The sequence below is a fragment of the Rhizomicrobium sp. genome, assembly GCF_056722145.1.
The window spans coordinates 1-11283 of sequence record NZ_JBWZET010000093.1; the positions used below are offsets into that span (position 1 = coordinate 1).

Annotated in this window: 8 protein-coding genes and 1 pseudogene; 2 read left to right on the forward strand and 7 right to left on the reverse strand. The window is 62.8% G+C overall.

The window, feature by feature from the left end; all coding sequences use genetic code 11:
• From AC1P6P_RS05320 to AC1P6P_RS05330, 3 genes and pseudogenes are all read right to left on the reverse strand, one after another.
• Positions 1–1083 (reverse strand): annotated as a pseudogene (locus AC1P6P_RS05320) (hypothetical protein); the annotation flags it as partial.
• 250 nt (positions 1084–1333) lie between these two features.
• Positions 1334–2533: a type I restriction endonuclease gene (locus tag AC1P6P_RS05325; RefSeq protein WP_481401397.1), complete on the reverse strand. Its 1200-nt coding sequence runs from the start codon at positions 2531–2533 to the stop codon at positions 1334–1336.
• A gap of 290 nt (positions 2534–2823) precedes the next feature.
• Complete coding sequence (locus tag AC1P6P_RS05330; RefSeq protein ID WP_481401398.1) at positions 2824–5208, reverse strand: tetratricopeptide repeat protein; 2385 nt, start codon at positions 5206–5208, stop codon at positions 2824–2826.
• A gap of 120 nt (positions 5209–5328) precedes the next feature.
• On the opposite strand from AC1P6P_RS05330, the gene AC1P6P_RS05335 reads away from it, so the two are divergent.
• Positions 5329–6447 (forward strand): pyridoxal phosphate-dependent aminotransferase, encoded by a 1119-nt coding sequence (locus tag AC1P6P_RS05335; RefSeq protein WP_481401399.1) that lies wholly within the window; start codon positions 5329–5331, stop codon positions 6445–6447.
• 4 nt (positions 6448–6451) lie between these two features.
• Here the strand turns inward: AC1P6P_RS05335 and AC1P6P_RS05340 are convergent, their stop codons facing one another.
• Complete coding sequence (locus tag AC1P6P_RS05340) at positions 6452–8224, reverse strand: methyl-accepting chemotaxis protein (protein ID WP_481401400.1); 1773 nt, start codon at positions 8222–8224, stop codon at positions 6452–6454.
• A gap of 74 nt (positions 8225–8298) precedes the next feature.
• Positions 8299–8757 carry a cache domain-containing protein gene (locus AC1P6P_RS05345; protein WP_481401401.1) on the reverse strand — a complete coding sequence of 153 codons (459 nt, stop codon included), beginning with the start codon at positions 8755–8757 and terminating at the stop codon, positions 8299–8301.
• Positions 8758–9102: 345 nt separating this feature from the next.
• Between AC1P6P_RS05345 and AC1P6P_RS05350 the strand changes: the two genes are divergently transcribed.
• Positions 9103–9417 (forward strand): DUF3303 domain-containing protein, encoded by a 315-nt coding sequence (locus tag AC1P6P_RS05350; RefSeq protein ID WP_481401402.1) that lies wholly within the window; start codon positions 9103–9105, stop codon positions 9415–9417.
• 17 nt (positions 9418–9434) lie between these two features.
• Here AC1P6P_RS05350 and AC1P6P_RS05355 read toward each other — a convergent pair whose 3' ends face one another.
• On the reverse strand, positions 9435–10688 hold the full coding sequence (locus AC1P6P_RS05355; RefSeq protein ID WP_481401403.1) for a D-amino acid dehydrogenase: 1254 nt from the start codon (positions 10686–10688) through the stop codon (positions 9435–9437).
• Between the two features lie 92 nt (positions 10689–10780).
• Complete coding sequence (locus AC1P6P_RS05360; protein ID WP_481401404.1) at positions 10781–11242, reverse strand: chemotaxis protein CheW; 462 nt, start codon at positions 11240–11242, stop codon at positions 10781–10783.
• Between the last annotated feature and the right edge of the window lie 41 nt (positions 11243–11283).

The following is an 11283-nucleotide window of genomic DNA, read 5'->3' on the forward strand; positions in this document are numbered from 1 at the left end:
GTTGATGGCATATTTGCCGGTGCGCAGCGGCTCCTGCCAGATGCCGCGATGGCCGGGACGCACGAGGCTGCCGAACTTGAAATCGGCGCCCGAGGTGTCTTCGGTGGCAAGCCCGACATAGGCTTTCAACACCGCGACTTCGCCCTGATTGACCACCAGCATCGGCACGATTTCGACCGACACCAGGAACGGATTGAGGTTATAGGCGCCGTACATCAAGGGATCGTGCTGCAAGCCGATGCGGCCGCCGGCGTCGAGGAAGGCCTGGAAGTTCTGGTAGTTGTTGTGGGTCTCGTTCTTCACCGCCAGAACCGATTCCATCAGCTCGGCGTCGGTGTTGTCGGGCTTGCCTTCGAGATCGGAGATTTCCGAGAAGTCGCCGATGCGATTGGCGATGGCGCCCTTGGGCAGCGGCGGGCCTTCGAAGGTGGTGACGATGCCGATCATATCGAAGATGAGGCCGTTGCCGGCCTTGCGCGGTTCGATGCGCACGACGTCGAGCTGGGCCGGATCGAGCCCGAAGGATTCCGGCTTGAGGCTGCCGTGGCGGGCGGCATAGGCATAGCGCTCGTCGATCGGGGCGCCGAACACGGTGTCCTTGGTGATGACGAGGAAGCCGACGGGATGGATGGCGACGGCTGTGCCCGGCGGCAGCACCGGGCGCTGCACGCCTTTCTGGCCGCCGCCATGGACGAAGGTGGCGACGTCGGAGAAATTGCCGAAGTCGCTCTTGTAGACGCCCGATTTGGCGCCCACCGGCAAAGGATCGCCGACCTGGGCGATGACGACACCGATCTGGCCGGCCGGAATCTGCACCATCGGATAGCGGGCGACATCGTAGATCGGCCACAGCTTGAAGCGCCAGCCCGGCATCAGCAGAGTGGCCTGATAGCCGGCTTCGCCGTTGAAGGCGACGACGCAGTCGGCACCGAGCTTGCGGCTGCTGAAGCGCTTGCGCACCAGGCCGACTTCGGTGGCGCCGACATAGCGCAGCGATTTGACGAGATGGAAGATGATCACGACTGCAAGAATGACGATCCACCAGCCTATGGCTGAGAGATCGACATGCGGAACGTCGAACATAAGGCCCCCTTCGTTGCGCGTGTGGCGGCACTGACGACAGCACCGCACCGGTTACGCCCAACTATTTGATGTTTGCCGTCAAGATGCGCGAGCGCGCTTCTCCGTGGTTTGGCGATATTGATGTATGTGCGCCCGCCGGCAATACAAGCGCATTGAACCCCGTCCGCCATGCGAAAAACAGAGCCCCGGCTGCGTCGCGCGCGCGCACCGAATTCACTTGACGGATAGATGGAGGCGGGTGGGGCCCTTTTTAGGTGCCCGTTTGGCCGCCGTCGATTGCATGCAGCACGGGATTGGCTTGAAATGCGATGCCGGCCTCAGTCACGCGCTGGGTGAAGGCGCGCAAAAGGTGGTCGTCGAATTCCGGATTTGCAGGTGTGAAGGGCAACTCATCTTCGATTGCAGGAAACTGGAGTACCTTCCGGCCGTCCTTTTTTTCACGATAATCGAAGAGAGACCCATTATTTGGCTTTGCATAATAAATGCGAAACGAGCCTTTGGTTTTCCTAAAAGAAATTTTCGAAACTTCTGTAAACAATGTTTCATTACGGCAAAGAAAAATCAGACGATTTCTTGCATAATTGAACACATCCAGTTCAGCAGGTGACGGCGTGATTGCCTCTTCTTGGAGTTCTGGTGTGGTCGGTTGAATTGGATTGATCTGCTCAGGCCGCTCCATAGGAGTTTTGACGACGTCTTTGGGAGCATATCCAAACCGCGCCAATGCCTCTCGTGTGATGAATGCTTCCATCGCAGCTTGAACGACGTCGCGATTGGCTTCGATAACTTTTTGGGAAAGCCGCGAGAATTTGTTGCCTGTGTCGGATTGTTCGAGCATGAATTTGATAAAATCGTCAGACGGCTCATCCTTAAAGCGCTTGAGGCTTTCTACTATCGACTCCAATAAGAGCTTGCGCTTGGCTTCTGCTCCAACATCTTCAGGGTTGAATAATCCATTTCGGATTGAGGCGAGGCCGCCCAAGGTGTTGTCGTCGATCGAGTTATCCTTTGCGACAGTGCTCAAATCCATCCTGAGGAACGATGCGTCGTCCATCATGTTTGGTTTGTCTGAATCGGCATAAAATTCGAATTTGATTCCGTCCGTAAGGATTCCGAGCTTCACAGTTGGGCAGGCGTTGAAATAGCTCCTCAGTTGTCCTCTGTCATCTTTGAGTGCTGCGCCAACTTTTTTTGATTCGATTGCAATCACTGGAACGCCATTGTTCAGGATCGCATAATCGACCTTGTTTTGATATTTATCTGAAAAATCGGCGTGATGTTCTGGCTGCACTTCGTCCGGATTCGTCACATCGTATCCGAGCATCATCAGGAAAGGCTGCACGAGCGAAGCATTCGTCGCTGCTTCGGATTCCACCTTTGTGGCTCTGCTGACTACTTTCTTCGAATGGTCGATCAACCGCTGACGAAATTCTTCCAGTTCAGGCGACATGGTTTTCCTTCCCGAGGTTAACGCTGTGCACAGAACGCTACGCCAAGGTATTTAGGTATCATGACGGGAAGACGTGAAACAATGCGCCAAATAGTTGATCAGCGTTCGCGGCGTCGGTAAGTGCGATCAATTCAATCAGTGGCCAGTTTTAGACGCTCTCCAATTTGTTCGAGCATTGGATCGCGTGGCCACAATTTGTTGCTAATGCGGATCACTCGTACTCTCAGTTGTCTGAATTGCGATGTGCTTGCAATAATGGCGCTGTTAGGCGCGATTTTGCTGCCGTTTCCCTACGGTGCCACGCCCCACTTGGCGTACGTGGCCGGCAGCGTCGGGTCGCTTTGTTTGGCGGTTGCGATGTCGGCGTCGCCGCCGGTCTTGTCACCAAGCCGTCGTTTGACGATGCCGCGCATGTAGAGCGACGGCGCCAGTTTCGGGGCGACGGCGAGGGCGGCGTCGAAATCCTTCAGCGCGTCGGCGAAGCGGCCCAGGCGGAAGTAGATGAAGCCGCGCGAATCCAGCACCGCGGCGGCGTTGGCACGCAGCTCGAGCGCCCGGTTGCAATCGGCCAGCGCCTTGTCGAGGTCGCGGTTCAACAGACCGCGGGCCCAGCAGCGGTTGCCGAGCGCGACGGAATTGGTCGGCTCGTGCGCCAGTGCCACATCGATATCGGCAATGGCTTTGTCGAGCTGGTTCATCTCGATTTCCAGCGCGCCGCGCTCGGACCTGAGCAGCGGATTTTGGGGATCGAGAACGACGGCGTGGTCGAGATCGGCGATCGCATGCGCGAGGTCGTTCTTGCGGCCGAAGACGTGGCTGCGCCAGTACAGCGGCGACAGGCTTTGGGGGGCAAATTGCACCGCCTTATCGAGCGCCGCCATCGCGCCGTCGAAATCGTGTTTGGCCGTCAGCAGGCGCCCTTTCAGCTCCCAGCCTTCGGCATTGGTCGGTCCGATCTCGGTCAGCCGCTCGGCGTCCTGGAGCGCGAGGTCGAGCTTGCCCGCATCCCATTGGGCCCGCGCTCGCATCGACAGCGCGTAATAGTAGTCGGGCTTGGCGGCCAGCGCCTGGTCAAGATAGGAAATGGCGCGTGCCGGATCGTTCTTGCGGAACCAGATCGTACCGATGCGTGCCAGGACGTACCACTGGTTCGGCTGGATCTTGAGGGCGCGTTCGTAGTCGGCGAGCGCCAGGTCGAGCTTGTCCTGCATCAGGAAGGTGGTGCCGCGGTCGGCGATGGCCGGCATATAGTCGGGCGACTTGGCGATCAGCGCGTCGAAATCGGCGGTCGCTTCGGTGAAGCGGTTAAGATGCATGAAGGCTTCCCCGCGCTCGAGCCGGAAGCCGAGCTGATCGGGTGCCGCCGCGATGGCGCGGTTGAAATCTTCGATCGCGCGCTCCAGCCGACCGGATTCGGCATAGGCATAGGCGCGGTTGCGATAGCCGATGGCATAAGAGGGATCGGCGGCGATTGCGGCGTCGAGATCGGCGATGGCGTGGTCCCAATCCTTGCGTGCCGAATAGATCAGGGCGCGATTGTTGCGGGCGTTGGTGTTCCTGGCATCGAGCTCGATCGCCTTGGAATAGTCGGCGAGGGCCTTGGTGTCGTCGCCCTTGCGCCGCCAGATGATGCCGCGGTTGTTGTAGGCAAAGGAATTGTTGGGTTCGAGCCGGATCGCCTCGTCGTAGTCTTCCAGCGCCTTGTCGATCTGGCCGAGCGCTTCGTAGGCATTGCCGCGATTGTAATAGGCGTCGGCATAGTCGGGCTTCAGTTCAATGGCGTGGTTGAAATCCTTCAGCGCCCGTCCCGGCTGGCTCGCTTCGACATAGGTCCAGGCGCGGAAATTATAGGCTTCGGCATTGTTCGGATCGCGCTCGATCACCGCGCTGTATTCGGCGGCGGCCGCGTCGTAGTGTTTCTGGTCGCGATAGATGAAGGCGATGTCGAACTGGGCCGAGGTGAGGCCGGGATCGCGCGCCAGCGCTGCTCTCAACTCTTCCAGGCCGCGGGCCTGCTTGCCGGTTCGCCACAGCGCCCGGCCGAGATTGGCATGGGCCTGGGCGCTGGCGGAATCGCGCGTCACCGCCGCCTGGAACTCCACGGCCGCCTGCTCGACGTCGTCGTGGGAGAGATAGACCAGCCCATGCAGCAGCGCTGCGGTCGACGAACCCGGCTTCATCGCTTTCAGTGTCGCCTCGTCGAGGATGCCCTTTTCCTTCTTGGCGTTGCCGCGATAGGCGAGCCACAGCGCGGTTTCGGGATCGGCGTGGGCCAGCGCGTCCAGCATGTCGTCGGACTTGTCGAACTTCTTCTGGATCGAATAGACGCCCGACAGGCCGGCCAGCGCCCGCCCGTTCTGCTCGTTGAGGCGCAGCGCCGCGATGAAATCGGCTTCCGCCTTGTCGAGCTTATCCTGGCGCAGGAAGGCGAGGCCGCGTTCGGTCTCGGCGGCGCTGCGCAGGTTGGCGTTGGAACCGTCCTTGTCGACCAGTTTGGTGCAGGCCGCGATCAGGGCGTCGAGGTCCTTGGCATCGGCCGGCTCGAAACAGGCGCGCACGTCTTCGGGCACCGCACGCGGCGCCTGCGGCTGCGCTTTGGGAAATTCCGGCGGCACCGCCGCGAACGCCGTTCCCGCCAGCAACAGGCCGGCAAAGGCCGAACAACACCGTTTCACGCCACACCCCCACCCATCTTTTGCCGTTGACTATACGGTGCCGAGGCGCGACCTGGAAGGCGGCGATGCCGCAGCGTCGCAAACGCCCGCGATCGGCGGTGCAGGGTGGTATTATTAAGCATGTTGTCCGAGATCGAACCGTTTTACGCCATGGAGATCAACCGGCTGGCCCATCGCCTGAAGGGGCCGGCGGTCATCCATATGGAATATGGCCAGCCCTCCACCGGGGCGCCGAAGCCGGCGCTCGCGGTTGCCCACCGCGTCCTCGATAGCGAGGCGATGGGCTATTGGGAAAGCCCGGCGCTGCAGGAGGGGCTGTCGGCCCTTTACCGCCGCCGCTACGGCCTCGCGATTGCGCCGGAGCGCTTTGTCCTCACCTGCGGCGCCTCGCCGGCGCTGGTGTTGGCGCTGACCGCGTTCTTCGCGCCTGGAGATCGCGTCGCGCTCGCCCGTCCCGGCTATGTCGCCTATCGCAATGTCTTGAAGGCGCTGCATCTGCAGCCGGTGGAAATTCCGTGCGGGCCTGAGACGCGCTACCAGCTCGCCGCCGCCCATCTGGAGGCGCTCGATCCGGCGCCCAAAGGCGTGATTGTCGCCAGTCCCGCCAATCCGACCGGCACCATCATCGCCGATACCGAGTTGAAGGCCATCGCCGAGGTGGCGCGCTCGCGCGGCGCCATGGTCATTTCCGACGAGATCTACCACGGCCTGTCCTATGCCGGCCCGGCGGCGACCATGCTCGCCTACGATCCCGATGCTTTCGTGGTCGGCAGCTTCTCGAAATACTTTTCGATGGTCGCCTGGCGGCTCGGCTGGCTGTTGGCGCCGGAAGACAAGGCGGAGCGGGCGCGCGCCTTTTGCGGCAACATGTTCCTCACCGCGCCCTCGCTCAGCCAGCACGCTGGTGTCGCTGCACTGGACGCGAGCGATGAACTCGAAGGACATGTAGACGTCTATCGCACCAACCGCGATCTGCTGTTGAAGGCGCTGCCGCGGCTGGGGCTGAGCCGCATCGCGCCGCCCGATGGCGCGTTCTATCTCTATATCGACGTCGGCCACCTCACCGACGACAGCCTGCAGTTCTGCAAGGACATGCTGGTGGCGACCGGCGTGGCGGCAGCGCCCGGCATCGATTTCGATCCGGTGGAAGGCCACCGCTTCATCCGCCTCAGCTTCGCGGTTTCCACTGCCGAAGTGCAAGAAGCGATCGTGCGCCTGGAACCATGGTTCAAGCGCTGAACCTTTACGCCACCTTGCGCCATTGCGAGCTGGAGCGATCGCTGCTGCCGCCGACGCGGAAGAAGGCGATCAGGTCGGTCAGTTCCTGGGTTTCCGAGGCCAGATTGCGCGAGGCGGCGGTCGATTGTTCGACCATGGCGGCGTTCTGCTGGGTGACCTGATCCATCTGGTTGACGGCGGCGTTGACTTCCTGGATGCCGGTCGACTGGCGGTTGGCGGCGCCGGCCATCTCGCTGACGAAGGCGTTGATCGCCATGATCTCGTCGACGATGCGCTGCAGCGCGGCGCCGGTTTCGCCGACATAGCGCACGCCGTTCGTCACCTGCTCGCCGGAGGCGTTGATCAGTCCCTTGATCTGCTTGGCGGCGTCGGAGGATCGCTGCGCCAGCGCCCTCACTTCCGAGGCGACGACGGCGAAACCTTTGCCGGCCTCACCGGCGCGGGCCGCTTCGACCCCGGCATTGAGGGCGAGCAGGTTGGTCTGGAAGGCGATCTCGTCGATCACGCCGGTGATGTCGGTGATCTTCTTCGACGACTGGGCGATTTCGGCCATGGCGTTGACGGCAGTGTCGACCACCTTGCCGCCGTCTTCGGCCGCGGCTTTGGCGGCGGTGGCGCGCGCTTGCGCGTCCTTGGCGTTGGTGGCGGTCTTCTTCACCGTCGAGGTGATTTCTTCCAGCGCCGCGGCGGTCTCCTCGAGGCTGGCGGCCTGCTGTTCGGTGCGGCGCGACAGGTCGTCGGCGGCGGTGGAGATTTCGCCGGCGCCAGTGGAAATTTCGCGGGTGTTCTGCAGCACCTTCTGCAGCGTCTCTTCCAGGCGCGCGCTGGCGCGGTTGAAATCGTCTTTCAGCTTGGCGAAGGGGCCGGTGAGATCGGCGCTGACGCGAGCGGTGAGATCGCCGGCGGCAAGCGCGTCGAGACCGGTGCCGATGCTGCCGACGATGAGGTGCATCTGGTCCTGTTTGGCCTGCTCGGCGGCGGCGAGGCGATCGCGCAGCATCAGCGTGGCCTCCGCCAAGCGGCCGACTTCATCCTTGCGCCCATCCTCGGGCACCGCGATGGTGAGGTCGCCGTTGGCCAGCGCCGCGACCACTTCGGTCATGTCGGTGAGGGGGCGGGCGATGCGCTTGCCCATCACCAGCGACGCGGCCAGCGCCGTCAAGACGATGACGAGCAGGCTGATGACGAACACGGTGCGCCCGTTGGCCATGTCGGCGGCGATGGCCGAGAGTGTCGTTTGTTTTTGCGTCGACAGCGTGCCGGCGATGGTGTTGAGCGCGGCTTCCATCGCCTCATAGCGTTGACGCGTGCCGGTCATCATGCCCGAGGCGGTGGCGACGTCGGCGGTCACCATGTCGGCGACGTCCTTGCCGCGCTTGACGTAGGCCTTGAGGGCCTCGCCGAAAGCACCGACCTGATCGCTTTTGACGCCGGCGGCGGCCATGGCCTGGGTCACGCCCGCAAGGCCCGCCTGCAGCCGGTCGAATTCGACGGTGGTGTCCTTGGCCATCGCTTCGATCTTGGCGGTATCGGTTTCGTTGCTGGCGGTCGAGGTCAGGCGATAGAGATTGGCCACCGAATGCAGCACGTCGCTGCGAAACGCCAGCACCACGTCGGCATTGTGCAGCGCGCCGGTCTTGAGATCCTCGGTCTTCTGTTCGTTGCCGGCAAGCAGCGTCCAGCCATAGGCGCCGAGCCCGGCGGTGAGCACGACGATGACGATCGCCAGAAGCGTCAGCTTGGCGCGGATGGTAAGGTCGTTGAACGCGGCATTCATGAGCAACTGTCCCGGTGATCGAGCGGAAGAAAGGTGGCCGGCGGCGCGGAGGGGGGGCGAGCCGGCCGTTCAGGCTATTTGTAAATGCCGACGCACACCGCGGTGTCGTTCAGCTTCTCGCAATAGGTCGATTTCGGTTCGATCTTCTTGGTCACCGGATTGGAGAATTTGTAGTCCTGCCAGAACGAGGCATGGGTCTTCAGCAGCGCGACGCGATCCTTGACGTAGTAAACGCCGTCGGCGTCCTGGGCATCGAGCAGGTCCTTGCCGACTAGCTTGGGGTTGTTGCCGTGGGCCAGGCACTTGCCGGAGATGTCGTAGACGACCACGTAGAGATCGCGATCGTGGAATGCGCTACCCTTGTCGGTGAAGGCGGCATAGGCCTTGTCGGCGCCGTTGGCGGTGATGAAGGCGATGGCTTTCTTCACCATGGCGGTGGCTTCGGCCTTGGTGGCGTGGTCGCCCGCCATCGCCGTGCAGGCGAGGAACGGCAGAACCGCGGCGATCAGAAGGATGCGCTTTGCAAACGTCATGCGAGGGGCTCCCCAAGTTGAGCGCCTTCATGAACGCAAGGCGCGAGGGCACACTATGGGAGCCGCAGGTAAATCGAATCTGAGAAAAACGCCGTGTTTATGGGTGTATCGGGTGGCGATGATCCGTATGCGACGCAGATAATCCTTTGCCGCCAAGGGTTTCGGGCAAACAAGCCGTTACGATAGGTATTTTCCCTCAGCCGGCGCGCAGCAAGCGCCCCGCCGGCGTGACGCCACCCTCACGATAGTGCCGTCTCCTGCTTCGCCGCGGCGCGGCGCTTGTTGGCTTGACGGTGGCAAGATAGGCTCCCCGCGGGCGCGGCCGTGATCGAGAAAGGCGACACGATGAAATATATGATTACGTGGTCCGAGCGCTCGCAGGGTTCTGCCATCGAATACGAAAACGCCCAGCAGCGGATTCTCGACGTTTTTCGCCAGTGGCAGGCGCCGGCCAATTTCAAGATCGAGATGTTCGTGATCCGGGTCGGCGACTGGGGTGGCTACATGCTGGCGGATTGCGACGACCCCGTCACCGTGCACAAGCTCTGCTCGATGCTGCCGGCATTCGAGTTCCAGGCCCGGCCCGTCATTCCGATCGACGAGGCGGTGCGCGCCGAACTCGAAGTCATGGCGTGGCGCGACAACTTGAAATTCGCCTGAGTGGTGCGGCGGCCACACTAAAACCGGTCGAGGCCCAGTCCGTTCATGTCGATTTCCGGTTCGCGGCCCGAGATCAGGTCGGCGACGGCCTTGCCCGAGCCGCAGCTCATCGTCCAGCCGAGCGTGCCGTGGCCGGTGTCGAGATAGAAGTTCTTCAGCGGCGTCGTGCCCAGCAGCGGCACTGAATCCGGCGTCGTCGGCCTCAGGCCGCACCACAGCTCGGCGTGATCGAAATCGCCGGCGCCGGGAAACAGCGCTTTCGCGTTCTTGACGATGGCGTCGGCCCGCACCTTGGTCATGGCGTCGTTCCAGCCCGCCAGCTCCGCGGTGCCGGCGCAGCGCAAGCGTTCGCCGAGGCGGCTGTAGACCATCTTGTGTTCGTCGTCGGTGATCGACACCGAGGGCGCCCGGGCCGCAGCGGTCACCGGCAGCGTCGCCGAATAGCCTTTGGCGGGATAGACCGGCAGGGCGAGGCCGAGCTGTTTCGCCCACGGCGCCGACCACGAGCCCATCGCCATCAGATAGGCGTCGGCGGTGAATGCGCCGGCGGTGGTGATCACCGCGTCCAGCCGGTCGCCGCTGCGCTCAAAGCCGGTGACGGTGGTATTGAATGCGAACTGCACGCCCTTGGTGGCGGCCAGCGCCGCCAGGTTCTGGGTGAATTTGTGCGCATCGCCGGATTCGTCATCGGGCGTGAAGATGGCGCCGGCGAGTTCGTCGGCCACGCCGGTCAGCGCCGGCTCGATGGCGAGCGCCTCGGCCACCGTTTTGACGTCGCGCTTGAGTCCCAGCTTTGCCATCAGCGCCGAGGCGCCTTGGGCGTGTTCGAAGGTCTTCGGGTTGCGGTAGACGTGCAGGATGCCGAGCGTCTTCTCGTCGTAATGGATGCCGGTCGCCGCGCGCAGCGCCTGCAGGCAATCGCGCGAATAGATCGCGACGCGCAAGGTGCGGTCGGTGTTGATGGCGGTGCGCCCCGGCGTGCAATTGGCGAGGAACTTTAACAGCCAGCCCCACAGCGCCGGATCGTAGCGCCACCATTTGAACACCAGCGGCGCATCGGGCCGGAACATCCACTTCATCGCCTGCAGCGGCGTGGCGGGATTGGCCCACGGCTCGGCATGGCAGGGCGACACCTGTCCGCCGTTGGCGAAACTGGTCTCCAGCCCCGCCGCGCGCTCGCGCTCGACGACGGTGACCTCGTGTCCGTTCTCGGCAAGAAACCAGGCGGCGGCCGTGCCCACGACACCGGCGCCCAACACCACGACTTTCACGCTGCTTCCAGTCCGATGCAGTACCGCCGGGAGAGCTAGTCCCCCGGCGGCAGTCTGAAAAGGGCCGTTTCGCCGCGCCTTATATTATTGCGTCAGGCGGCGAGCATCGAATTACCGACCGTCGCGGTCAGGTGGGAGGTGGCCAGCAGGGTCACCATGCGCCCGTCGATCACGGCAATGCCGTCGACGTATTGGTCGTGGGTGTTCTGCATGACGTCGGGCGGCGGCTGGATGTCGGCGGCGGATACCGTGATGATGTCGGAGACCGCATCGACCAGCACGCCGGTGGTGTGGGTGCCCTCGGCGACCACGATGATGACGTGCTTGGGGGTGGCGTCGGTCATGCCGAGGTCGAGTCGGGCTTTGAGGTCGACCACCGGCAGGACGTTGCCGCGCAGGTTGATGACGCCGCGCACGTAATGCGGCACATGCGGCAGCGGGGTGGTGTCGGTCCAGCCGCGGATTTCGCGGATCGCCATGATATTGGCGGCGAATTCCTGGCCGTTGGCGATGAAAGTGATGTACTGGCGGTTCTGGCTGCTGTCGTCGCTCATGGCGTTCTCCCCCGGTTCTAGAATTCGTGCCAATCGTCGCC

Bases quoted from the DNA above. Each gene is read 5' to 3' on its own strand.
- AC1P6P_RS05360 (WP_481401404.1), bottom strand. From the start codon at position 11,242: ATGAGCGACGACAGCAGCCAGAACCGCCAGTACATCACTTTCATCGCC.
- AC1P6P_RS05345 (WP_481401401.1), bottom strand. From the start codon at position 8,757: ATGACGTTTGCAAAGCGCATCCTTCTGATCGCCGCGGTTCTGCCGTTC.
- AC1P6P_RS05340 (WP_481401400.1), bottom strand. From the start codon at position 8,224: ATGAATGCCGCGTTCAACGACCTTACCATCCGCGCCAAGCTGACGCTT.
- AC1P6P_RS05350 (WP_481401402.1), top strand. From the start codon at position 9,103: ATGAAATATATGATTACGTGGTCCGAGCGCTCGCAGGGTTCTGCCATC.
- AC1P6P_RS05335 (WP_481401399.1), top strand. From the start codon at position 5,329: ATGTTGTCCGAGATCGAACCGTTTTACGCCATGGAGATCAACCGGCTG.
- AC1P6P_RS05325 (WP_481401397.1), bottom strand. From the start codon at position 2,533: ATGTCGCCTGAACTGGAAGAATTTCGTCAGCGGTTGATCGACCATTCG.